General features: G+C 56.3%; 21 protein-coding genes. 14 read left to right on the top strand and 7 right to left on the bottom strand.

Features of this window, described 5'->3' with window-relative positions:
- Window positions 1–171 precede the first annotated feature (171 nt).
- The 7 genes from HQL65_14275 to HQL65_14245 all read left to right on the top strand — a co-directional run bounded on the left by HQL65_14275 (window position 172) and on the right by HQL65_14245 (window position 7,453).
- Window positions 172–426: a type II toxin-antitoxin system Phd/YefM family antitoxin gene (locus tag HQL65_14275; GenBank protein ID MBF0137400.1), complete on the top strand. Its 255-nt coding sequence runs from the start codon at window positions 172–174 to the stop codon at window positions 424–426.
- Complete coding sequence (locus HQL65_14270; protein MBF0137399.1) at window positions 426–869, top strand: type II toxin-antitoxin system VapC family toxin; 444 nt, start codon at window positions 426–428, stop codon at window positions 867–869. Before HQL65_14275 ends, HQL65_14270 begins: the two co-directional genes overlap by 1 nt.
- 66 nt (window positions 870–935) lie before the next feature.
- Window positions 936–1,859, top strand: a complete 924-nt coding sequence (locus HQL65_14265; GenBank protein ID MBF0137398.1) for a DUF58 domain-containing protein — start codon at window positions 936–938, stop codon at window positions 1,857–1,859.
- The gene (locus HQL65_14260) at window positions 1,856–2,347 is read left to right on the top strand and encodes a DUF4381 domain-containing protein (GenBank protein ID MBF0137397.1); all 492 of its coding nucleotides are present in this window, start codon (window positions 1,856–1,858) and stop codon (window positions 2,345–2,347) included. Before HQL65_14265 ends, HQL65_14260 begins: the two co-directional genes overlap by 4 nt.
- A gap of 3 nt (window positions 2,348–2,350) precedes the next feature.
- Window positions 2,351–3,364, top strand: a complete 1,014-nt coding sequence (locus HQL65_14255; GenBank protein ID MBF0137396.1) for a VWA domain-containing protein — start codon at window positions 2,351–2,353, stop codon at window positions 3,362–3,364.
- A complete protein-coding gene (locus tag HQL65_14250) occupies window positions 3,357–5,414 on the top strand; it encodes a VWA domain-containing protein (protein MBF0137395.1) in 2,058 nt (685 codons plus the stop codon). Before HQL65_14255 ends, HQL65_14250 begins: the two co-directional genes overlap by 8 nt.
- Window positions 5,408–7,453: a protein BatD gene (locus HQL65_14245; protein MBF0137394.1), complete on the top strand. Its 2,046-nt coding sequence runs from the start codon at window positions 5,408–5,410 to the stop codon at window positions 7,451–7,453. The genes HQL65_14250 and HQL65_14245 overlap by 7 nt, the downstream gene beginning before the upstream one ends.
- A 4-nt stretch (window positions 7,454–7,457) precedes the next feature.
- Here HQL65_14245 and HQL65_14240 read toward each other — a convergent pair whose 3' ends face one another.
- From HQL65_14240 to HQL65_14215, 6 genes are all read right to left on the bottom strand, one after another.
- The gene (locus tag HQL65_14240) at window positions 7,458–8,423 is read right to left on the bottom strand and encodes a tetratricopeptide repeat protein (protein MBF0137393.1); all 966 of its coding nucleotides are present in this window, start codon (window positions 8,421–8,423) and stop codon (window positions 7,458–7,460) included.
- A gap of 150 nt (window positions 8,424–8,573) precedes the next feature.
- Window positions 8,574–10,832, bottom strand: coding sequence for a cytochrome c3 family protein (locus HQL65_14235; protein MBF0137392.1), 2,259 nt, complete (start codon window positions 10,830–10,832; stop codon window positions 8,574–8,576).
- Window positions 10,833–10,836: 4 nt separating this feature from the next.
- On the bottom strand, window positions 10,837–11,676 hold the full coding sequence (locus HQL65_14230) for a hypothetical protein (protein ID MBF0137391.1): 840 nt from the start codon (window positions 11,674–11,676) through the stop codon (window positions 10,837–10,839).
- Window positions 11,677–13,392 carry a cyclic nucleotide-binding domain-containing protein gene (locus HQL65_14225; GenBank protein MBF0137390.1) on the bottom strand — a complete coding sequence of 572 codons (1,716 nt, stop codon included), beginning with the start codon at window positions 13,390–13,392 and terminating at the stop codon, window positions 11,677–11,679.
- Window positions 13,393–13,426: 34 nt separating this feature from the next.
- Window positions 13,427–14,458, bottom strand: coding sequence for a cytochrome C554 (locus tag HQL65_14220; GenBank protein MBF0137389.1), 1,032 nt, complete (start codon window positions 14,456–14,458; stop codon window positions 13,427–13,429).
- 53 nt (window positions 14,459–14,511) lie between these two features.
- Window positions 14,512–15,837 carry a 2Fe-2S iron-sulfur cluster binding domain-containing protein gene (locus HQL65_14215; protein MBF0137388.1) on the bottom strand — a complete coding sequence of 442 codons (1,326 nt, stop codon included), beginning with the start codon at window positions 15,835–15,837 and terminating at the stop codon, window positions 14,512–14,514.
- Between the two features lie 277 nt (window positions 15,838–16,114).
- On the opposite strand from HQL65_14215, the gene HQL65_14210 reads away from it, so the two are divergent.
- Window positions 16,115–16,771 carry a response regulator gene (locus HQL65_14210; protein ID MBF0137387.1) on the top strand — a complete coding sequence of 219 codons (657 nt, stop codon included), beginning with the start codon at window positions 16,115–16,117 and terminating at the stop codon, window positions 16,769–16,771.
- On the opposite strand, the gene HQL65_14205 is transcribed toward HQL65_14210, so the two are convergent.
- The gene (locus HQL65_14205) at window positions 16,725–17,234 is read right to left on the bottom strand and encodes an addiction module protein (GenBank protein MBF0137386.1); all 510 of its coding nucleotides are present in this window, start codon (window positions 17,232–17,234) and stop codon (window positions 16,725–16,727) included. The two genes, HQL65_14210 and HQL65_14205, sit on opposite strands and share 47 nt — an antisense overlap.
- Window positions 17,235–17,336: 102 nt before the next feature.
- Here HQL65_14205 and HQL65_14200 point away from each other — a divergent pair, with 102 nt between their 5' ends.
- The 6 genes from HQL65_14200 (at window position 17,337) to HQL65_14175 (ending at window position 22,547) form a co-directional block, all read left to right on the top strand.
- The gene (locus tag HQL65_14200; GenBank protein MBF0137385.1) at window positions 17,337–17,663 is read left to right on the top strand and encodes an XRE family transcriptional regulator; all 327 of its coding nucleotides are present in this window, start codon (window positions 17,337–17,339) and stop codon (window positions 17,661–17,663) included.
- A 67-nt stretch (window positions 17,664–17,730) separates the two neighbouring features.
- Entirely contained in the window at window positions 17,731–17,982 is a 252-nt protein-coding gene (locus tag HQL65_14195; protein MBF0137384.1) for a hypothetical protein, read from the top strand.
- Window positions 17,983–18,016: 34 nt separating this feature from the next.
- A complete protein-coding gene (locus HQL65_14190) occupies window positions 18,017–19,231 on the top strand; it encodes a hypothetical protein (protein MBF0137383.1) in 1,215 nt (404 codons plus the stop codon).
- 2 nt (window positions 19,232–19,233) lie between these two features.
- Complete coding sequence (locus HQL65_14185) at window positions 19,234–20,262, top strand: metallophosphoesterase (GenBank protein ID MBF0137382.1); 1,029 nt, start codon at window positions 19,234–19,236, stop codon at window positions 20,260–20,262.
- A gap of 234 nt (window positions 20,263–20,496) precedes the next feature.
- The gene (locus tag HQL65_14180) at window positions 20,497–20,766 is read left to right on the top strand and encodes a CDGSH iron-sulfur domain-containing protein (GenBank protein MBF0137381.1); all 270 of its coding nucleotides are present in this window, start codon (window positions 20,497–20,499) and stop codon (window positions 20,764–20,766) included.
- Window positions 20,763–22,547: a hypothetical protein gene (locus HQL65_14175; protein ID MBF0137380.1), complete on the top strand. Its 1,785-nt coding sequence runs from the start codon at window positions 20,763–20,765 to the stop codon at window positions 22,545–22,547. The genes HQL65_14180 and HQL65_14175 overlap by 4 nt, the downstream gene beginning before the upstream one ends.
- Window positions 22,548–22,721: the final 174 nt, after the last annotated feature.

Here is a 22,721-nt window from a genome sequence, read left to right as displayed (position 1 = left end):
CGTTGCCGGGTTTGGTGCGGGCGGCCAACCCGTTGGCGGGGCAGTTCCGGTCGGTGTTTTGATGCCGTGGGATGGCGTTTGCTGTGGTTCGAATCTTATGGTTTGAGTCTTTGCAAACAGCCTGACTTGTGGTAACGTACCTACATTGTCCCATCAATGCGAGGTACTGCCATGAGCGTCACAACTTTATCAAGTCGCATGTTCAACCAGGATGTCAGCAAGGCCAAAAAAGTGGCAGAGGCTGGGCCGGTGTTCATTACGAATCGCGGCAGGTCTACGCATGTGCTGCTGACGTTCGATGAATACAAGAGGATCACAGGCGGGAAAAAGAACATTGCTGATTTGCTGGCGATGCCCGGCATTGCGGATGTTGAGCTTGAGATACCGCGTTTTGGTGACCTTGCGCAACCGGCGGATTTTTCTTGATGTATGTACTCGATACCAACGTCGTGTCCGAGTTGCGCAAAGTTCGCCTTGGAAAAGCGGATGAACGTGTCGCCAATTGGGCCAGTGGTGTTGATACCGACGATTTGTTTTTGTCCGTGATCTCCATTCAGGAGTTGGAGATGGGTGTTCTGCTGCTTGAACGGCGGGATAAAACGCAGGGGTCATTGCTGCGAACGTGGCTGAATGAGTACGTGTTGCCCGCTTTTGGTGGTCGTATTTTGGCTGTCGATACGGCTGTTGCGCAACGGAGCGCACGACTGCATGTACCTGACCCACGTCCGGTGCGTGACATGCTGATAGCGGCGACGGCACTTGTTCACGGCATGATTGTTGTGACGCGCAATGTGGCGGATTTTGCACCAACGGGTGTTGCGGTTTTCAATCCATGGACCACGCATGAGATAAAATCCCACTCCCATTGACACCCCCTCCCGGCATGCCTATCTATCAAGGGACAAAAGGCGTGCAAGACAGCGGGAGTTGGATACATGGATGGCGGGGTACGGGTTGGTTTGGAAGAACTGGTCAAGGTGCGGCATCAAGCGGCGGCAATGACGTTGCCGGGTCTGGTGCGGGCGGCCAACCCGTTGGCGGGGCAGTTCCGGTCGGTATTTCGGGGGCGGGGGATGGAGTTTGAGGAGACGCGACTCTATCAACCGGGGGACGATATACGCAATATGGATTGGAAGGTGACGGCCCGCACCGGGGATCCGCACTCGAAGGTATTCCGGGAAGAACGCGAACGACCGGTGTTTCTGGTGGTGGATCTCAATCCGGCCATGGCGTTTGGGACGCGGGTGGCGTTCAAGTCGGTGGTGGCGGCGCGATTGGCGGCCTTGTTGGGCTGGTTGGCGGCCATGGAAGGGGATCGGATTGGTGGGGTGGTGCTGGCGGCTGAGGGGCCGGTTTTGTGCCGCCCGGCGGGGGGGCAACGGGGGTTGCTGCCGTTGCTGAGGGCCATTGCCGCAAAACAGCCGGTGCCGGGAAATTTGCATTCACTGGCGACGCTGGCGGATGGTTTGGGGCGCTTGCGCCGGGTGGCACGGCCTGGGTCGATGATCATTCTATTGAGTGATTTTTCGACGTTGGATGCGGCGGCAGGGCGCTTGCTTGGCTTGCTGTCACCCCACAATACGATGCTGGGGGTGTTGATTCACGATGCCCTGGAGGTGGAGTTGCCGCCGGCGGGAGTTTTTTCTTTCACGGATGGCCTGCGGGTGCTGCAACTGGCCACCGGGGCGGAAAAAATTCGTGAACAACATCGACAACGGTTTCGGGAGCGACAGATGACGGCGGCCAGCCTGTTGGGTCGCCTGTCGGTGCCTTTGTTGACCCTGGCGACGGATCGTCCAATTCCGGATTTTTTGCGGCGGGAGGTCCATCCGGCGCTGTTGCGCAGGGGACGCCGATGACGGATGCCGATCCACTGGCGGGATTGCGGGGGTTGCATGCGCCAACCGAAATCCAGTTTTGGCCACCGGCACCGGGGTGGTGGCTGGTGGCCGGAGGGGTTATGCTGGCCCTGGTGGTGGTCTGGCTGGGGAAGTGGTGGCGGCGACGCCTGAGCAAGGATCGAAAAAGGGCAGCCTTGCGGGAACTGGCCGCCATCGAGGCACGGTTTCGCGCCGATGGCGATGCGGCGGCCCTGGCGGTGAATGTGTCGATGTTGCTGAAACGGAGCGCTATGACCCGCTTTGCCCGCCAAAAGGTGGCCTCCCTGAGCGGCGAGGCCTGGCTGGAATTTTTGGCCACGACCGGCAACAATCCGGCTTTCACGGGTGGGGCAGGGCGCATACTGGCCACGGCCCCCTATCGGCCCGGGGTGGCGGTGGATCCGGAACCGCTGTTGGCCGCCGCAAGGGGTTGGATCCAACAGGCAGGAGGGCAGGCAGGAGGATAGGCGATGGAGAGTGGTCTGCATCTCCAATGGCCATGGATGGGGTTGCTGTTGCCATTACCTTGGCTGGTGGGACGCTTCATGCCGGCGGGAAAAATGGCCCGGGGCAGCGCCTTGCTGGTGCCTTTTTTTGGGGAGTTGCTTCAGACGGAACAGCGGGACAGGCCGCCGAGGGCGCGTTTTCGCCGTATCTGGCTGCTTCTGGCCGGATTGATCTGGCTGTTGCTGGTGGGGGGAGCCTTGCGCCCCCAATGGCTGGAAAAACCGGCCCTGCAACCCTCCACGGGCCGGGATTTGTTGCTGGCCGTGGATCTTTCCAACAGCATGGAAACCGGTGATTTTACCTGGCAGGGGCGGCAAATCAACCGCTTGCAGGCGATCAAGGTAGTGGCGGGACCTTTTATCCGCCGCCGCACTGGGGATCGGTTGGGCTTGATCCTGTTTGGGGACCATGCCTATCTGCAAACGCCGCTGACCTTTGATCTGGAAACCGTCGCCACCATGCTTCGCGAGGCGGAAATTGGTCTGGCCGGCACGCGGACGGCCATTGGCGAGGGAATTGGTCTGGCGGTACGCCGGTTGCGGGACCGTCCCCAACCGGGACGCGCCCTGATTCTGTTGACCGATGGTGCCAATACCGCCGGCACGGTGGAACCCCACAAGGCGGCTCAACTGGCGGCCCAGGAAGGGGTGCGCATCTATCCAATCGGTGTGGGTTCCACAAAACCCATGGAGGTTCCCACCATTTTTGGCTCGCGCCTGATCAATCCCTCGGAAGATCTTGATGAACCCGGCTTACAGGAAATTGCCCGCCTGACGGGGGGACGATATTTTCGGGCCTCCGATACCGAGGTGATGGAAGAGATATATCAGGAACTGGACCGCCTCGAACCCACCCTTTCCAAACCCGAACAATACATGGTACGCACGGAACTGCATCCCTGGTTGCTGGGTCCGGCCCTGCTGCTCCTGTTGTGGCTGGCGTTCATCTCACAGTGGCGGAGACCGATCCATGGTTGAACAGGGATGGCATTTTATCCGGCCTTTGTGGTTGTGGAGTCTGCTGCCAATGCTCGTCATTCTGTGGCGTCTCTGGCGGGTGACCCGGGAGGGGCAGGAGTGGCGTGCGGTGTGTGATGCGCATTTGTTGCCGCACCTGTTGCGGGTCGGGGGGGAGCGTCGGGAACGCACCTGGTTTTGGTTGTTGGCGGTCGGCCTGCTGGGGTTGGTTTTGGTGTTGGCGGGTCCCACCTGGTCGCGGGTGCCGGCCCCGCTGTTTCGTCCCCAGGAGGCCCTGGTCGTGGTCCTGGATCTCTCCCGCTCGATGCGCGTGGCGGATGTGCTGCCCTCGCGTCTGGAACGGGCCAAACAAAAAATTCAGGATTTGTTGCAGCGTCTGGGACCGGGGCAGACCGGTCTGGTGGTTTTTGCCGGGGATGCTTTTATCACGGCACCTTTGACCGATGATGTCGATACGGTCACGGCCCTGCTGGCGTCCCTGGAGCCGGATCTCATGCCGATACAGGGGAGTATGCCGCATCGGGGTCTGGAACAGGCCTTGAAGGTGTTGGAGCGGACGGTTGTCAACCAGGGGGCGGTGTTGCTGGTCACGGATGGCGACGCGGCCCCGTCCAGCAGCCTGGAGGTGGCGCGTCGCCTAGCGAGGCGGGGTTTTCGGCTTTCGGTCCTGGGGGTGGGGAGTGCCCTGGGGGGGCCGATTCCGGATTCAAGCGGGGGGTTTGTTCCGGATCGCCAGGGGCGACCCGTGTTGGCACCGTTGGTGAGTGAGCCGCTGGCAGCGTTGGCCCGGATGGGTGGCGGGGTCTATGCCACGCTGACGCCGGATGGGCAGGATTTGGAGCGGCTCATGCCCGGGCTGGCCCATGGCGGCACCCTTGGCCCGGCCCAGGCCTCCCGGGCCATGACGGAAATCTGGGATGAACAGGGACCCTGGTTGTTGGTCATTCTGTTGCCTTTGGCGGCCATGGCCTTTCGGCGGGGCTGGTTGCTGGGCTTGTGGATGGTGTTTTACCTGGTCCAGCCAGGTCCGGCATGGGCCTGGGAGTGGGACGATCTCTGGTTGCGACCCGATCAGCGGGCCAGACGTGCCCTGGAAGCCGGGGATGCGGCCCGGGCGGCAGATTTGTTTCAGGATCCGGGTTGGCGGGGCATGGCGCTCAGTCAGGCGGGTCAGCATGCCTTGGCTGCGGAATCGTTCGCCCGCTGGGAGAGTGCCGATGGTCATTATAATCGGGGCAATGCCCTGGCGCAGCAGGGGAAACTCCAGGAAGCTCTTCAGGCCTATGAGCAGGCTTTGGCCATGAATCCTGCCATGGAGGATGCGAAGGCAAACCGGCAATTGGTGCAAAAAGTATTGGAAAAACAGCAGCAGCAACAGAAACAGAAACAGCAGGGACAACAACAACAGCAGCAGCAACAGAACAAATCGGGTTCGGATCGGGAGAAACAATCCCAGGATCAAGCGGCAGCCGACGCACAAAAGAAGGAGTCGGGAGAGAAAAATCAATCCGCATCGGATGCACAAAAGAAAGCGTCAGGGGAGAAGGATCAATCCACATCTGACGCACAAAAGAAAGAACCGGAGGAGCAGGAAAAATCGGCAGCCGAGGGGCAGAGTAAAAAACCGGAGGGGCAGGAAAAATCGGCAGCCGAGGGGCAGGATAAAGAACAAGAGGAGAAAGAAAAATCAGCAGCCGACGGGCGGAACAAAGAACTGGAGGAAAAAGAAAATTCGGTAGCCGACGGGCAGGATAAAGAACAAAAGGAGAAAGAAAAGACAGCAACCGACGGGCAGGATAAAGAGCAAGAGGAGAAAGAAAAATTTTTTGCCAAATCAGGACAGAATCAGGAAATCAAAAAGAGAGAAGATAAAAAAAATTCAGCCAAGGCGCGACAGGCGGAAGCAACGCCCCTGGATGCGGAAAACCGACAGGCCATGGAGCAATGGTTGCAGCGTATTCCGGATGACCCAGGAGGATTGTTGCGGCGCAAATTTCTTCTGGAACAACGGCGGCGGGGCCGCCCGGCAGAGGTGACAGAGCCATGGTAAAATTCCGATTGCAGGCGTTTTTTCTGGGCATGGTGCTGCTGGTCTGGTTGCAACCCGGTTCTGGTCTGGGAGCCGGCGTGACGGCGCGGGTGGATCAGTCGGTCATCACCGAAGGGGAGACGCTGCGCCTGACCTTGTCGATTGCAGGCCAACAAGGGCGGCTGCCACAACCGGATTTGACCCCCCTGGAGAAGGATTTCCAGATTTTGGGGAGCAGTTCCGAAAGCAATGTGCGGATCATCAATGGTCATGTGGAATCGATGGTCGGCCTGACCATCACCCTGTTGCCGCAACGTTTGGGCAGGCTGACCATACCGGCGTTGACTGTGGCCGGCATGAAGACAGCCCCGCTTGCCATTGAAGTGGTTGCTGCCGGGTCGCAAGCCAGGCGTGGAGCGGGTGGTGGCCTGGGAGGAGGGGGAGGGGGAAGAGGAGCGGGTGGTGCGGGTGGCGCTGGTGGGGGTGCCGTGGATACGGGGGCCTATTTTTTGGAGGCGGAAGTCGATACCAAAACTCCGTATGTCCAGGGCCAGGTGGTGTTGCAGGTGCGGTTTTATCGGGCTGTGGTCTTTACCGAGGGGGAAATAACCGAGCCGGTCATCGAGGATGCCGTGGTGGAACGGCTGGGCGAGGATCGTGCCTCGACCACTGAGATCAAGGGACGAACCTATGAGGTCATGGAACGCCGGTATGCCGTATTTCCCCAAAAAAGCGGTCCCTTGACCCTGCCCGGCTTGGTGTTTCAGGGGCAGATGCGGGTTGCAAGATCGGCAGGTCGAGACCCCGGGGGGACAGGCCCCTTTGCCAACGATCCCTTTTTCCAGAATTTTTTTGGCCGGGATCCCTTCGCCGGTTTGCTGGCTGCGACCCGTCCGGTCAAATTGCGCAGCGAGCCGATTCAATTGGATGTGCGGCCACGTCCGGCGGAATTTGTCGGTCCCTGGTGGTTGCCGGCGGCGCAGATCACCTTGTCGGAGGAGGGGTTGCACGATCCGGTGCAGATCCGGGTGGGGGATCCGTTGACCCGCACGGTGCGTTTGCATGCCAAGGGGTTGGCGGCGACCCAATTGCCGGAGATTGCCAAGCCGCGTCTGGATGGCGTGAACATATATCCCGATCAACCCGTGATCCAGTCGCAACCCAAGGGCAAATGGATCCTGGGGGAACGCGAGGAAAAATGGGCCATGGTGGCCACCCGTCCCGGGACGTATACCTTGCCGGCCATTGACATACCCTGGTGGGATGTGACCGAAGAACGTGCCAAAGTGGCCCAACTGCCCAGCCGGACCTTGACGGTATTACCGGCAGCGGGGGGCACGACGGCCTCGGGAGGGGCTTCTGCCGTGGATCCACCCGCAACGTCGGCTGCAAGTGGTGGGTCTCCCCCTTTGGTGGCTGCGCCGTTGCCGGATGTGGTACCACCAGGATCAGGTAAGGGAGCGACAGGATCGGATGCGGCTTCAGTCGGGTCAGGCTCTTCGGGTGCATCGACGATACCGGGTGTGGCAGCGGATCCGGCTGCCACCACGATTCCAGGTGGACAGGTTGGCTCGGCAGGGAATCCGGCAGCGGGCGGCTATTGGCCCTGGGTGGCAGGGGGGTTGCTGTTGGCCTGGTTGGCGACTTTGGGATTGTGGTGGCGGCTGCGCCAACACACCATCCGGAGCCAGACACCAGGATCGAACAAGGTTGTATCGTTGTCCCGGATACCCCCTCCCGATCTGGCTCCGGTTCGGGAAGCCTGTGCAATAGGGGATCCGCGTCGTATTGCCGATGCCCTGTTGTATTGGGCATCTCTGACCTGGCCGGAAAATCCTCCCCGTTCTCTGGGTGCCTTGCGTGATCGCCTGGATCCGGCAAACTCCTCGGTCATCATGGATCGTCTGGAAAGAGGCCTTTATGCCCCGGAGACACCTTGGGATGATGTTGATTTATGGTCGGTTTTGCAGCCCTTGCTGACGGTCCGGAATTCCCGATCATCCGCCGTGCAACCCGATGAGGTGTTGCCGTCTCTGAATCCGGAATATCGACAAAAATAAAGGCTTATTTCACAACCTGCTGCCGATACATCGTGGCGAGGGCATGTCCTGGCTGCAAGGTCAGAATGCGGTCAAAATCGGCCAGGGCGGCTTGGGAACGTCCAAGTTTGATCAGAACCATGCCCCGGCGCAGAAGGGTTTCAACCTGGTCTGGTTCGAGGGCGATGGCTTTTTCGAAGGCGGCCAGGGAAGCTGGATATTGTTCTTTTCCTTGCAGGATGATACCCCGGTTATAATGGGCCTTGGCTGAGTCGGGCTGGATTTTGACGGCCCGGTCGAGATCGGCCAAGGCTTTTTCTTCCTGTCCTGATTCCAGGTGAATTTCGGCGCGGCCGAGGTAGGCCTGGAAGAGGTTCGGACTCAGGGCGATGGCCTTGGTATAGTCGGCAATGGCCAGGGAATTCTTGTTTTGTTTGCGTGCCAGCTCGGCCCGGGCCAGGAGGGGGTCCGGTTCTTCGGGTTGCAGTTTGATCAGACGGCTCAGGTCCGCCAGGGCCTGATCAGGGCGCAAAAGGTCATTCCAGGCATTGATGCGTACCTGGAGGAGGGCAGTGTTATCGGGTTCCAGGGCAATGGCCTTGCTCAAATCCTGGATGCGGGCTTCCGGGTTGTTTTTGCGTTCCCAATATTCAGCGCGCCGCAACAGGGGTTCCGTACTGTTTGGGTGGTCCCTGACTTCCTGATTGTACAGTTTCAGGGCAACCTCGAAATCCTTTTTGGCCAAGTCTTCGTGGCCGATTTTTTCGTAAACGATGGCCCGGTTTTCGAAGGCGCGTGCCAGCCAGGGGGGGTTCCGGGCAATGACGAACGCAAATTTGCGCTGGGCATCCTTGAGGTGGTCCAACTCCATGGAGTACAGACCACTCAGCCAGACGTTGCGCAGTTCCTGGTCGGTAATATCCTCGTCGGTGGTTGCCGGCGTGGATTTGGCGTCTGCGGCATGTCCAGACGCGCAGACAAGCAGGTTCATGAAAAGGAATGCAGCAGAAAAAATCAGGCAAAAACAGGATTGCCAATGGCGAATATGCATGGTGCCCCGCCCATTTTCAAAGAGAACCCGATTGAGAAGCCAATCCTAGCACAGTATGGCGCATGGATTGAAGGGTTCAGGGGTGGACGGTCAACGGGAGCGGCCACGCGCCGAGGATTTTTGGCCAACGTGATAGTTGTGGCAAAGCAGGCAGGCATCCCCCGCCTTGTCGGGTTGATGGCATTTGGCACAAACCATTTTCTCCAATTGGGCAAAGCCGCTGTGGACCACGGACGTTGCTCCAGGGGGTGTTTCCGGGAGGGGGGCTGTGGTGAAGGGGTGACAATCCTGGCACCGGGGGATCAGGCTTTGATGGGCTGTGTGAGAAAATTTGCGGAACTCCTTGGCATCGAGGGGGGCCACCCGCCCCCGCCACTTGGGCAGGGTCATTTCCAGACTGGCACCTGCATGGGCACCTGTTTGGGCACCCGCATAGGCACCTGCACCGAAATGGCATTTGCCGCATTGCCCGGCGGTTTTTTCGGCAATCAACAATTGAAACAGTCGTTGCGCCGCTGAAGAGGATTGTTGCCGGGAAAAAAGGGTGTCGAGCCAGGTACGCAGAAAACCATCTTCATGTCCCGTCGGCAAATAGTAGAGAGAATACCCCTCCCGGTACCATCCGCCCCCTTCGATCCATGCGTCATCGGTGAGGGGGCGCAGGGTGGGTGTTTGATTGCCCTTGTCGCTGTCGAGGAGTCCGCCCTTGTCGTCGTTGTCGAGGAGTCCACCCTTGTCGCTGTCGAGGAGTCCGCCCTTGTCGTCGTTGTCGAGGAGTCCACCCTTGTCGCTGTCGAGGAGTCCGCCCTTGTCGCCGTCGGGGGATCCGCGTTTTTCAACCGTGTCGGTTGCCGGGGTGGCTGAATGGGGATTGGGAATCGGGACAGGTTTTCCCTGCCGATGCATAGCCATCTCTTCCAGGAGATGGGGAAACCACTCTTTTTGAATGGAACGGACCAGGTCAGCCGGCATTTGGCCGCTCAACTGTGCGAGCAGGTGATAATCCGGGCGTTCGCCCAATAAATTCTGCCAACGCTTGGCCAGGGCCGGACGGCCTGAGATCAGGAGTTCAAAAACAAACTCCTTGATGTTCCAGACCAGCGTGGCGATGGCGGTGAGCTGGGAATCCGTGGCGGTGGTGAGATTCAGGGTGTCCATGCCGTTCAGCATGGCAAAAGCGGTTTCAAATTCCGGATAGCCGTGAAAAAAACCTGGCATGAAAGGGGAAAGATCGCCATCGCTGTTGCCGGGCCACTCGCCGATGGCCACGCCGCGTTGCCGCAGAACATCCAGATCCAAAGGGGGCAGGGAGAGAACCTTCAATCCCTTGGGACCTGACTGGAAAACCTCGCGAATCTGATCGATGTGACAGGTTCCGCAGGCCGGTTGGAAGTGGATCGAAGAGACCATGTTGTTGCGGCCATTGTCGGGATGGCACACAGAACAGTTTTTGGGTGCCTTGTCGGCCAGTTTGCCATGAAAATGTTTTTGAAAATGGGTACGGTGATTGAACTTGATGGATGTCTGTTCCTGATGGGGATAGTCCACAAAACGGGGATGATCCTGATCAAACCGGGAAGTTGCCTTGCGGTGACAGGAGTTGCAGCGATCCTGCGCCCACCAGGTTTCCTGCATGAAATGGCCCTGATGCTCCTGATGACACAAGCCGCAACTCAGGGGATGCTGTCTGCCCAGGTCCGGGTTGAGCAAGGGCGCAGCCATGTGCAGGGAGACCGGCAGGGGAGGGGGATCCGGCCACTCGGCAACCTTGGGCTCCAGCTTTTTCAACACCTGGGGATCCAGACTGTGAGGGGATTGAGCATGTGTCCCCAGGGGGTGACATTTCAGGCAGCGCAGATTGTCGGGTTGAATGTCCGGTCGTCCCAACGCCAGTTTGATCCAGCCGCGTGGGCCTTTTTCGGCGGCAGCATGACAGATGATGCAATTGTCGATGGAACTGTGAAAAGGACTCAAAGGGCCGGGAGAGATGAACTCCAGGACACGGTTTCCATAGGTGATGGAGAGGATCAGGCCGACGGCAACGAGGATGGACCAACGGGCCAGAAGACGACGCAAGCCGCGCAGGTTTCGCACCGGCTGGCAGGTGGGCAGGGGACGACCACATTGACCCTCAGGAGAAGGACCTTCCGGACAGGGGCCACCGGCAAGAGCGGGTCGGGCACAATGCCACCGGTCGCCGCGACGGACAGGCCGGCATTCACTCTGGCCACCACAATGGCCCTTGTGATCAGGACCGGAACGACAGGCGTTGCCTTGGATGGCACGTCCACAGATCCAGGGGTGGTTGGGACGTTCGTAGTTTTCCTGAGATGGGACCGGGTCGTCCATGCGTTCAGCTCTGAAAGCCGAGGACGTTCAGAACATGCCAGGCCACAAACATCCACAAACCAAATGTCAGAGGCAGATGCACGAGCAGCCAGATTTTCATGATGCCTTGCAGGGTGCAGTGGTAGTCCAGATCGTCCTTGTAAACCACCAGCTCTTCGATTCGTCCCAAAACTTCCATTTCCCGGGCATCCAGATAGCGTTCCAATCCTTTGATTTCGTTCAAGAGTGAAAACCGGGAGCGGTTCCAGTCCAGGAGGTGTTCCCGGGAGTTGCACACCTTGTTGAAATAGCTGCGCAGACGAAATTCGTAAAATTCGGCCAGGGTGGTGGAGCCGGTGGCATCGGCCAGGTCAAGGACGGCTTGTTCGACTTCTTGTCTGGCCTCGGCGCGCAGGGCGGGAATGCGCTCCTGAATGACCTCGATCCCGCGCCGCGTCAAGCGCCTGGGAACGTTTCGATAGAGGAAGAAGCCGAATACCCCGCTGCCGGCCACAAGCCAGAAACTGATGCCCAGAATGGCATCGAGGAATCCGTTGGGAATCCACTTTCCCCCGTGAAAAACAAACAGGGGAATGGTCACGGCACCTGCCAGAATGTGCAGGTTGGTCCAGAGATGCATGGCCCCGAGAGGCAGCATGGTCAGTTTTTTGCGGAAGGTGTGCAGGGTGAGCAGGATCAGCATGGTGAACAGGATCCAGCCGGTGACATGGCTGGTATCGCGCAGACCGGCCCCCAGAAAGCGGACCCCGTAGCCCATCAGGATCAACAGGGCTGCACCGGGTAGCAGGGTACCCGTCAGGAAGCGGACCAGGGGATGCCTTTGTTGGAAATTGTTTTTATTCATTCATCGCCATCCCATCCATCGGCGCAGATTGCGCGTATCCCACATGTTGGCCCGCAGCAGGGCATGGCGCGGGCAGGCTCTCTGGCAGGCCGGACCACCCCATTGTTCGAGGCAGAGATCACATTTGGTGGCTTTGAGAATGGGCAGCCCCGTTTCCTGATTATGCTGATAACGTCCTGCGGCATCCCGGGTTTCGACCATGAGAATGGTGCCATAGGGACAACTGTTGGCGCAGGTGCCGCATCCGATGCAGGTCCGGTCATTGATGAGGACTTCACCGCCCCGTTCGTTGCGATGGATGGCACCCGTCGGGCAACCGATCATGCAGACCGGATCCAGGCAATGCATGCAGGCGGTGGCAACCATGACGGCATCGTGCCGCCGTCCCTTGCGCAGAAAACGGGGATTGTTGTCATGGGCGCGGGCACAAGCCTGGACGCATTCATCGCAGCGGACGCAGCGATCCAGATTGATCAGCATGGCCGCCGTGGCGTTGATGTAGTGGTACTCTACCAAAAATTCGATCAGCCCGACATCTTCCCGGTCCAGACCCTCGAAAACCGTGCCGTTGCGGGTGGTCAGGGCGGCCTGGGCAAATTCCGGGGCAAGATGGGGCAGGACATGACTGGCCAGAATGGCATAAGGAAGACGCAAGGTTTGGACATAACCGATGGCCCGCAGAGAGAACTGGCTCGGCACCGGATGGCCGGTGCGCCACTGTTGCAGGGCTTCGCTCAGACCGAACATGCGGTTGCGTCCCAAAAATCCGACTGTCCGATGTCCATGATTGAATTTTTGGCTGATGCGGGCAAAACCGGATTGAATCAGGACCAGACCATCCAGCACCTGCCCCTCGGCGACGATCATGGGTTCCTGGGCCAGGCGATCACTGGGGGACTCTCCCTGGGGACGCCAGAAGGGATTGTTGGCATCGGTTTCGCCGTACACTTCGGAGATGGCGGCCTGTTCCAGATCCGTCAATAATTCCTGGGCAAGATGGCGGCATACCGGCGTTTCCCGCAAGTGGGCCTTGAGGGAGCGTTCCCGGTACAGTTGGTTCAGGTGGTCACGAAAGTGGGCGTCATATCGGCGAAAATCCCGCAAGCCCTGCCAGCGTATTTCCAGAATTTCCACATCCATGGTGGCCACGACGGAGACCGAACGGGGAAAGCGTCCCAGGGCACCGATTTCGCCGAACAAATCGCCGGCTTCCAGGATGACGCTCGGCTGTTTTGACAACAGGGTGTCCACGTTGGCCAAAGTGACCCGGGTGGAATCACTCCTGCCGGCGCTGCGGGTGATGGCACCCGGCCCGGCGGTCGGGGAGGTGTAATGAGAGGTTTCCGGCATGCGGGAGTCGTTCCAGAGTTGTCGCAACACCTGGAAGAGGGATTTGCGTTTCGGTGCCGAGCGCCCCAGCAATTCCGCCGGTAATCCCGGGGGCAGGATCACCGCCACATTGCCCCTGACCACCAGAAAAGCCGAGCTGCCATAATCCCCGGCCCGCACCACCAGATCGCCGCGCTGGTATTCGACCAGACGGGTTTCGTTCAGCACGAGGCGGGGGAGGGAGAGCAGGGCGGGAAAGCTCCCCGCATCCATGTTGCGGAACATGTCCAGGGCCAGGATCCGCTCCACCTGCTCGGGAGACATGGTGGGATCCAGGGGATTGTCCCACCGGTCCATCTGGCGGATATGGACGGTTTCTGCACGCATGCCGGGAATTTTTCGACCCTTCTGCCGGGGTTGGTCAGGGCATTTCCGGGTACCAGGGAATGGCGGCATCCATGGCGGCCAGTTTATCGCCATCGGCATGGGCGGCAAACTGTCGGCCCTGAGTGGCGATGGCGTCGGCTATGGGATTGAGTTCGCTGCCATTGTTCAGTTTCAGTTTGACCTTGCCGGCCTCGGCAAGAATGGCTGTCACTTCGGGGATGGTGACCTTTTCACTCACCTGTTTCAGGCGTTGCGCGGCCTGTTTGGCCTGTTTGGCCATTTTCTGGACGAACAACCCCTCCTGGGTGGCCCGACCAACGCCGCGAATCGTGTACTCCAATTCCATGGCCAGGCCCAGGACATACATGACCCGCCGCCGGGCCGGTGGTGAAAAGCGGTTTTCCTTGCCTTGATGCAGATTGTGGCGCATGGGTTTGGCATCGCCGACCTTGCCCTGGGTCCAGGAGACCAGTTCGATCAGGCTGCTCGGCACATGGCCGCCGGTATTGGCCAGTTTTTCTTCCAATCCCAGATGGCAGTCAAAGCAGCCCCGGACCAAAGGATAGAGATCGACGGGGCGCAACAAACCGGCTGCGGCGGATTTGGCCAGACGTTGTTGTTTGTGGTCCGGGGTCTCCTGATCGCGTTTGACCTCCTTGCCGCCGTAATCGCCATGCACGTCGATCCAATCCTTGGAGGGTCGGTGACAGGCTTCACAGGCAACCCCGGCGATGGCCTGGGGGCGTCCACCGACCATCTGCATCGTGTAATGACACCCCTGGCAGGCCTCGGCCCGCCGCATGCCGCCCTTGATGCCCAGGTTGGTCAGGATTTCGCCGACCTTTTTTTCCTGTTCCAGGGTCCGAAACGAGGTGGCATGTTTGGTCTCCACCCAGACGGCGGCCTCATCCTTGTGACACTCCTTGCCGCAGGCATCGGGGCCTTTGATCAGGGCCGGGTCGGGGGGGGTGGGTCCGGGTGTGGTCATTCCGGCAGTAGCTGTTCCGGCCAGAAGCAGGAACCCGACAGTCCATATCCAGACCAGGATTTTTGCCGATGAAAACATGTTAAATCCTTGTATTAAAATGGTTCTGAATCATTGCCAATCATGCCGGACCTTCAGGCATCGACCACCAGATCCCCCTTGGGAATGGCGATACAGGCCAGGCAGGTTCCCGGATCGGGGGTTTGCCCCGGATCATGGGCATAGGAAACCTCGCCCGATTTCAGGGCCACGGCACACGTTCCACAGTTGCCCGCCCGACATCCTCCATCCAGGGGAATTTGATTGTTTTCCGCCAATTCCAGCAGGGAGCTGGCATCTGGGTTCCAGGTGACCCGTTTGTTGCTGCGGGCAAAAAAGATGGTGACGGATGGAGTTGTGTTTGATGTGGGCGTGGGCGCACGACTGATGCTGGAAGGTCCGAAAGCTTCATAATGGACATGCGCATCCGGTACGCCCCACTGGGCCAGACCGGTAACCAGATCCTGCATCATGCCGGGTGTGCCGCAAATATGAAATTCATAATTATTTGAAGGAAGGGTTGCTTTGAGCAAGGCCATGTCGATGTGTCCGACGTGGTGAAAATGTTTGCCGAGCTGATCTTCCGGCAACGGCTGGCTGTAGCAAAAACGGAGATGGAGAGGGTCGCAGGTGGCGGCGGTGGCTTCGATTTCCTGTTTCAATAAATGTTCCCGGCTGTTGCGCACGCCATGGAACAGCCAGACATCCCGGGCTTCTCCTGTACCGCACAGGGACCACAATTTGGGCAACAGGGGCGTGACGCCGATTCCCCCGCCGATCAGCACCAGAGGCCTTTGTCCATCCGGATCCAGAGTGAAACTCCCGGAGATGGATTTGACATCGAGAATGTCGCCTTCCTGTGTCTGCTTGCAAAGATAGGTCGAAACCAATCCGGGTGGCAGTTCTGGTGCATGTGCCGGAGGTACGGCCTGTTTGACCGTGATGCGGTAATGGTCCAGTTGGTTGGGATGGCTGGAGAGCGAATAGCAGCGGGTCAACGGCTTGTCCAGGCCCGGAATCCGTACCACGAAGGTCAGATACTGACCGGGCAGAAACGGTGGCAAGGGTTTGCCATCATGGGGGACCAGGTGCAGCGACCACACCCCGGGGGACTCCTGCACCTTGCGGCTGATCCGGAATTTACGCAAGCCGCTCCAGGAGTGAATCCGTCGTTCCGTTTCCAATCGATGCATGGTGGTGGCCTTTTCCAGTCGGGTTTCCAGCAACCTGATTTCAATTTTTTGCCGTTTTTCCTGCAAATACAATCTGCGCATCTGCCCCACAATGGATAGCACCATTTGGATGGCAATGCCAGCCACCAGCAACCAGCCCGCCACGCGAAAGGGGTGCGTGCCCGTCATGCCCTGCAAGGCGCTCTGTTGATCCTGCAAAAAAGCGGAAAAGGCTTCCGATGTGTTCATGCCGGCATGATTCCTCCCTCGCATAAAATAAACTGTTTTCAAGCGGTTTGCAAGTTGGTGAGGGGAACTGAACGGGGGTGGTTGGGAAATTTTTTTGTTGCCTTTCGATTATAAAGTAATTATGATGCGCGAAACATATGGGGTTGCCTGCTGGCGACCAAGAAGGTTTTTTGTTTTATTTGAAGCGTGATCTGGTTGGATTTGTTGACCTTTTTGAAGATGTTCCTTATTATTTTTGATCATTTGCTTTTTATTCTAACTTGCAGGGGTTACGTCAATGGAAGGTTTGACAAAGTTGATAACGTCGCTTTCGCCATTCGCATGGCCAATTATTGTTATCGTTTTAGTTTTTAAATTTGCGAATCCGATCGGAGGTTTTGTCAAAGATTTTAGTAACAAAAAATTGAAAATCAAATTTGGCGAATATGAACTATCAATAGAGGAGGTGTCTGATCAGCAAAGGACGATCGTTGGTGACATTCAATTAAAAGTTGCCGAACTTGAAAAAAAGCTTTCCGGTTTTACCGCAACATTGCCACAAAATAAAGCACCATCTGTTCGTGAAGATTCTTTGAATCCGATCAATAGACGTATTCTTTGGGTTGATGATTTGCCAAGAAATAACGCTTATTTGGTTTCTCTCCTCAAAGAGAGAAATGATACGGTTGATATTGCCCGGAATACTGAAGAAGGTATGCGGAAATTACAGGAAATTAATTATGATATCATAATTTCAGATATGAAAAGACCCGAGAGCGATAAGGCAGGTATTGAGCTTGCGGAGAGGATACGCATCATCAACAAGAAAGTTCCTGTGTTTATTTTTTGTGGGGGGTGGGCTGCGCAAAATATGAAGGAGGAAGCGCTACGATCTGGTGTTAATGGAATCACATCTTCCAGCACAACATTGCTAAGCATGCTTGGTAAAAACTGACGTATCCAGAAAATTTACCAAGACCTCTCCGTTGTTGTTCGTACCAGGAGACCGTTGCCTCAAGTTCTGCAACAGCTTCCGGGTGTATTTCAAATTTGGCAAGGAGTTGCTCTGTCAACCTGTCGCGTACCTCATCCCATGACAGGCACGTTACTTTACCTGTTTTTACATCCCGCAAACGGCGGATAATTTCTTCTTGCCAGAGTACGTCAGCATGCGGGTCAACATTTTCGGGAAACTCAGGACTCTGAATCAGTTCTCGGGCCAGCGTGGCACGCTCCATTGATGACAGGCCAAGTGCCTGTTCCACGACTGTTTTTTCAGAGTTTATCATGCTGTTTTCTCGACGTTTATTTGTTGGAATCCGACCCGCTCTCCACTTCCACCATTCCATTTCGACAGTCTCCATGATACCAGACAAGGCAGTCCCTTGCCAGAGGGTGGCTGTTTGGTCTTTTGGCATTGCATTCCATGGGCAACGTTTCGATCATTCCGCTTCTGATTGGAAATGAAAAATTTAAAATTCCTGTAATGAGTTGGTGAGTTCAGGCATAGGGTGCGTGTCATGAGTGAAATAACCGATTTTCAGGAAAGTTGCGGCAACATTTTTGCAGACCTTGGCTTGCCGGATGCGGGGGAACTTTTGGCCAAGGCCCAGCTTGTCAGCAGGATTGGTGACTTGATTGATGAACAGGGGCTTTCGCAGGCTGATGCGTCCAGGATTATGGGTGTTGATCAGTCTGATTTTTTGGCACTTTTGCGGGGTCAACTGGAAAAATTTTCCATGGAACGTCTGTTTGGATTTTTGAATGCCTTGGATTGTGATGTGCAGATTATCATTCAACGCAGGCCACAATCCCGGCATGCGCATATCCTCGTTGTTCCGGTATGAGGAGACAAGCCAATCGCAAGGCAAGGCATTGTATATCTGTATCCGCATGGATCATTCTGTGGGCTACTTGGATGAAATCATCTCGGATTTCAGCCTGCCGCATCAGGAGCCGCTGAGAAGGCTGTTGTTGATGATGATGATGATGATGATGATGCTCGGGTGGAAGAAGTCGGACTCCTTGATAGTAGCTGTGAAGCCAGCGAACAAGACCGGGAAAAACCGAATTCCTGACCCGATTGTTCAGGAAACCGCTGGATTGCTCAGGCTCATGCATGATACAATACGGTCCGTGATTGTTTGTCTTGCAACCAACACATGATGCGGAATGTGATCGGTTTCGACGTTGGAGGAGCGTGAGGGACAATTCCTCAAGCCAAAATCTTATGATAGACGAGAGATTTAAACACTCTCCCAAAGCATCCGCTAAATTTCCAACCGATCCTGTTGTGTCAGGCAAGGCATGCTTGCCTGTTCTTGCGGGTTCCAAGAAAAAATCACAAAAGCGGTTTTTATTTTCTGAGAGATCCAGGGGAATTGAAAAAGCAATTCTGAAACGGCAGAGCAGATTTATTTGCAAATCAAGACGATCAAAATTACCAGAAATAAAATTTGCCGAACGTTGTGGTATTCCATCGTTAGATGTAACAACTAATGAAGAAAGATCCCTTGCCCCTGTTCGGTTGAAAAAAGCAATTCGCAGACTTGACTACAAATCGAGACGAACTCAATCATCCAGAAAAAAATCAAGTGATTATTCCGGTTCTGTTTCATTTGATTATGCTGTTTCTACCTCTGAGGGCAAACCGGGGATGCCATTTTTGGACCCCAGGGTCGTCTTGCCAGTTCCTGCCCGTGTTCAGGGCAGGATGACCAAACGCCATTCAGAAAATTTTATTTTTTCCCTGGAAAATGGTGCGACAGGATATTTGCCTGTTCCCTCGTCTATGGAAAAGAGTCTGAGTCGCAAATTAATGGATTATTTTCCTGACGGATTATTTTATGAAGGATTCAAGGTCGCGGAAACGCCACTCGGTTTTGAACTCTCCTGGCCCAAAGCCATGTTTTTTCATCCGGAATTGCTTGCCCTGGTTCACGAAGCCTTTTCCCGGGACGCCAATCCGTCCGGTGGAGAATCCATGGCCACCTACTACGCAGAAGATGCCGGTATACATCATCCCGGGGGTTTTGGTTCGGATGTGGATTTAAAGACATTGGAAACCCTGTTACGCCGTCGATTGTCCAGACTCTTGGGGGCCATGGCTTCTGAACCACGCAACAAACCTACCGTTCTCTTCCACGGCATCATACCTGACAAGGATTTTGAGCGGGATATCTGGAACTGTATTCCTGTCCACGCCGGCCTGGTTCCACAGGTGTTGGCTCTGGTAAAAGATACTTTGATTCTCTACTCCCAGTATTTTGCAGAACCCCCCGAAGAGCCTGGTTTGCGATGGGATGGCGAAAATTTGTATCTGCACCATGTCGCACCGATAGAGGTTCCCTCGGATGTTCCACAACTCAAAGTAATCAACATGACTCTGCCGCCGATACTCCCGGAGAACATGTAAATTTGGAACGATTCCGAATTTTTCACCTGTCAGATCTGCACCTGGCTGATATTGCCAACCGACTGAACCTGATCTCTTCAGGCCTGGACATTTGGTCTGGTGGATGGCGCTATCTGGCATCGGTTCTGGGATTGGACGAGCGTGGTTCCGTAAGCCTTGGAAAGCCTTCTACCTTTGACGGTCATCTCGCGCAACGGCTGACATATCTGTTGCAATCGCTGGTGAATGAAGCCAAGAGAGAGCGTGTCGCCAGCGCCATTCTGATTACCGGCGACCTGGCTGCGACTGGTCTGGAATCCGATATGCAGGCCGCCAGGCGTTATATTACCGGAGCAGGCCCCGTTGCAGAGGGATATCGTACCTGGCCCGGACTGACCACTCATGGAGTTCCATTGTTGTTCATGCCTGGCAATCATGATCGATATCAGAGACTTTTCATGCCAGGATCGACCGAATTTGAAAATCAATTTGGCAATGACTGGTCGTTTGGTCAGGGAATCTGGAAAATGGGTGGGAAAATGCGCTATGCCCTATTGGAGGGAGTAAAAGAGCGTCTTGCGTTCCTGGCATGCGACCTGACTTTGGATCCCAATGATGAAGATCTGCTGCTGGCCGATTGGCCGGGTAAGGGTAAGGTATATCCTGATTCTCTGCAAAGCATGAGAGATTTCACCGAACTGGTTCGGGATCATTTTTCTCCCTCGGTCATTCTCTGGGTCACCCATTTTCCACCATTTTTTGCCAATCTGGATGACAATCTCCGACTGTTGGATGCGGAATTTCTTGTCCAGGCAGCAGAAGATTTGGCAATTGATGTGGTTTTTTCCGGCCATACTCACGAGTTTGGTCCCAACAATGGAATAAAAACCGGGCAGGTCAATTGGATCACGGTCGGCACAGCTTGCTGTGTGGAGCGGGACGATTTACCGGGACTCCTTGTGGTGGATTTGGTCGTAGAGAATGGCAGGTTATTGCACAACCAATGTATCGTCAGACCTGTTTCGGTCGATAGTGGATTGTTCATTCCATAACGTGACGGTCTGTTCATTTCTCTTTTTTCCATAGGCCAACTGACACATTGGCCAGGATTATTTTTCTGACCGAAAAGTCTTTCCTCCCTGCCTACAGGAAACCCTGGCAAAATCCACTCTCAAAATGTTAGTCTCAACCGGGAATTCAACGAATGGTTCCGGTCTGGCGTCAGCAGCGATCCGACCAGATTCCTGCATTAATAAAATATTCTGGATTGTTTGGGAGTAACCATCATGACGGACATGTTCAAAAAAGGTGAACCCTACCTGATCAAGGCCAAGCCGGGCGAGACCTATGCCATTTGCACCTGTGGCCATACCCAGGATCCTCCGTTTTGCGATGGTGCCCATAAGCAACATCCTCCCAAAAAACCCCATCTGCACAAGGTCCAGCAGGTTGAGGATCTTTATGCCTGTGGCTGTGGGGGCAGCAAATCTGCTCCCTGGTGTGATGGTACCCACAAAAGTTGCCCCGAACACGATAACTACATGAAACGTTGGTGACAGAAACACCTCCCCGGTTCTTGTCGTTCGATTCGCGCCGGGCAGCGCAGATTCTGTTGCTTTTTGTGTTGCTTCTCTACGCCTGGGTCATTGTGTGCGGCTGGGTGAACTGGGACGACACGATCTATTTCCTGAATCCGTATCTCCAGGAAGGTTTCTCCTGGGCCAGTCTGCATTGGGCGTTGACGGATACCGATGCGGTCCATATGTGGATTCCCCTGACGTGGGTTTCCATTCTTCTGGATCAAACCATTTTTGGCGGCAATCCGGCGGGTTCCCATCTGGTCAATCTGTTGCTGCATGCGGCCAATACGCTGCTTTTGTTGCATCTGTTGCGGCGATTGACACAAAGGGACTGGCCATCCTTTTTTGTGGCGGCCCTGTTTGCCGTCCATCCCCAACATGTCGAGGTTGTGGCCTGGGCCACGGAACGCAAAGAGTTGCTGGCCGCCCTGTTCGGGTTGCTCGCTCTGCACCAGTACGTCACCTTCACCCAGGCGCGGGGTCAGGGTCTCTCTCTGGGGGACATGCGGGTCATCCAGCCCCTGGCGGGGTCGCTGCTGGGCTATTTTTTGAGTCTGACCGCCAAGCCCATGTGGATCACCTTACCGTTTGTGTTGCTGCTGCTCGATGGGTGGCCTTTGCGACGGTGGCAAAAGTTCAGGTGGTCGCTGCTCGGGGAAAAGTTGTTCTATGTTCCGATCCTGCTGGGCATCGTTCTCCTGACGCGGCATATCTATAAAACACCCTCCTTTGCGGCGGATGGAGTCTCGTTTTGGGATCTATTGCCGTACACCTTGCTGAATTATATAAACTATCTGACGAAAACATTCTTTCCAGTCGGTCTGGCCCCTCTCTATCCGCTGCCCCTGACAAAACCTGACTTTCCCGAGATGGCCGGGGCGGCGCTGCTGTTGCTGGCGGGTACCGGATTGGCCTGGCGATGGGTCAGGAGTCATCCATGGCTGTTGGTGGGTTGGTTGTGGTTTCTCGGCACCCTGGTGCCGGTTTCGGGCATCGTGCATTTGGGACGGCATGCCATCACCGACCGTTTTACCTATCTGCCCCACATGGGATTGTTCATGGCCCTGGCCTGGGAAGTGGATCATCAGGCCAACCGCTGGCGCATCGATCCGCTCCATGTAGCGCGGGGTGCCCTGGTGGTTCTGGGTATTTGTGCGGTGCTTGCCTGGCAGCAGATCGGCATCTGGCGCGACAGTATGACTCTCTGGAGCCATACGGTGGCCACCACCCGCAACAATCATTATGCCCACCATATGCTGGCCAGCCTGTACATGGAAGAGCGCCACCTGGAACAGGCCGAACGGGAGATTCAACAGGCCGTGGACCTCCAGCCCGGGCAGATCGACTATGCGATTCTTCAGGCCGACATTGCCTATCGGCGTGGTAACAAGGCGGCAGCCCTGCAACAACTTCAGACCCTGGCCACAAAATATCCCGATACGCCGAAAATTTTGCTTAAAATGGCCATGATCCATATGCAGGAGGAGGCATTTTCCCAGGCACTTCCCTTGTTGCGACAGGCCATGGGTCCGGGTGGCAAGGAGACCCCTTCCATCCGGCATGCGGATGCTGCATTGGAAGCCGAGTTCAACCTGGGTCTGATCCTGGCGTTGCAAGGTCAGGGTACTGCCGCACAGCCGCACCTGGACCATGTTTTCCGGGTCCAACCCTGGTTGCGGCATCAGCGTTGCACCTTGCTTGAGGCACTGGCCAAACACACCGTCAAACTACCCGCATGTGCCGCTCTTCATCCATAAGGACAGGCGAACCAGTCCGGGTCGCATTCAGGCAACGGGCCTTGTCAATGAAGCGACCTGGCTGCACTCAGAGGCTGTCTAACTTGTCAATTTCAAAAAACGAATGAATAACTGGGATAGAGGTCCAGGAGGAAGGGCTGTGCCCTTCCTCCTGGCGGGGTTTGGGGCGGAGCC

The sequence above is a fragment of the Magnetococcales bacterium genome, from assembly GCA_015228935.1.
Classification (GTDB): Bacteria; Pseudomonadota; Magnetococcia; order Magnetococcales; family DC0425bin3; genus HA3dbin3.
This window is presented reverse-complemented; position numbering and strand designations above follow the sequence as displayed.

What these genes read in the sequence shown, in the direction of transcription:
- HQL65_14180 (MBF0137381.1), top strand. Translation starts at nt 20,497, where the DNA reads ATGACGGACATGTTCAAAAAAGGTGAACCCTACCTGATCAAGGCCAAG.
- HQL65_14250 (MBF0137395.1), top strand. Translation starts at nt 3,357, where the DNA reads ATGGTTGAACAGGGATGGCATTTTATCCGGCCTTTGTGGTTGTGGAGT.
- HQL65_14265 (MBF0137398.1), top strand. Translation starts at nt 936, where the DNA reads ATGGATGGCGGGGTACGGGTTGGTTTGGAAGAACTGGTCAAGGTGCGG.
- HQL65_14255 (MBF0137396.1), top strand. Translation starts at nt 2,351, where the DNA reads ATGGAGAGTGGTCTGCATCTCCAATGGCCATGGATGGGGTTGCTGTTG.
- HQL65_14235 (MBF0137392.1), bottom strand. Translation starts at nt 10,832, where the DNA reads ATGGACGACCCGGTCCCATCTCAGGAAAACTACGAACGTCCCAACCAC.
- HQL65_14270 (MBF0137399.1), top strand. Translation starts at nt 426, where the DNA reads ATGTATGTACTCGATACCAACGTCGTGTCCGAGTTGCGCAAAGTTCGC.
- HQL65_14245 (MBF0137394.1), top strand. Translation starts at nt 5,408, where the DNA reads ATGGTAAAATTCCGATTGCAGGCGTTTTTTCTGGGCATGGTGCTGCTG.
- HQL65_14275 (MBF0137400.1), top strand. Translation starts at nt 172, where the DNA reads ATGAGCGTCACAACTTTATCAAGTCGCATGTTCAACCAGGATGTCAGC.
- HQL65_14225 (MBF0137390.1), bottom strand. Translation starts at nt 13,392, where the DNA reads ATGCGTGCAGAAACCGTCCATATCCGCCAGATGGACCGGTGGGACAAT.
- HQL65_14260 (MBF0137397.1), top strand. Translation starts at nt 1,856, where the DNA reads ATGACGGATGCCGATCCACTGGCGGGATTGCGGGGGTTGCATGCGCCA.
- HQL65_14210 (MBF0137387.1), top strand. Translation starts at nt 16,115, where the DNA reads ATGGAAGGTTTGACAAAGTTGATAACGTCGCTTTCGCCATTCGCATGG.
- HQL65_14230 (MBF0137391.1), bottom strand. Translation starts at nt 11,676, where the DNA reads ATGAATAAAAACAATTTCCAACAAAGGCATCCCCTGGTCCGCTTCCTG.
- HQL65_14240 (MBF0137393.1), bottom strand. Translation starts at nt 8,423, where the DNA reads ATGAACCTGCTTGTCTGCGCGTCTGGACATGCCGCAGACGCCAAATCC.
- HQL65_14205 (MBF0137386.1), bottom strand. Translation starts at nt 17,234, where the DNA reads ATGCCAAAAGACCAAACAGCCACCCTCTGGCAAGGGACTGCCTTGTCT.
- HQL65_14200 (MBF0137385.1), top strand. Translation starts at nt 17,337, where the DNA reads ATGAGTGAAATAACCGATTTTCAGGAAAGTTGCGGCAACATTTTTGCA.
- HQL65_14215 (MBF0137388.1), bottom strand. Translation starts at nt 15,837, where the DNA reads ATGAACACATCGGAAGCCTTTTCCGCTTTTTTGCAGGATCAACAGAGC.
- HQL65_14220 (MBF0137389.1), bottom strand. Translation starts at nt 14,458, where the DNA reads ATGTTTTCATCGGCAAAAATCCTGGTCTGGATATGGACTGTCGGGTTC.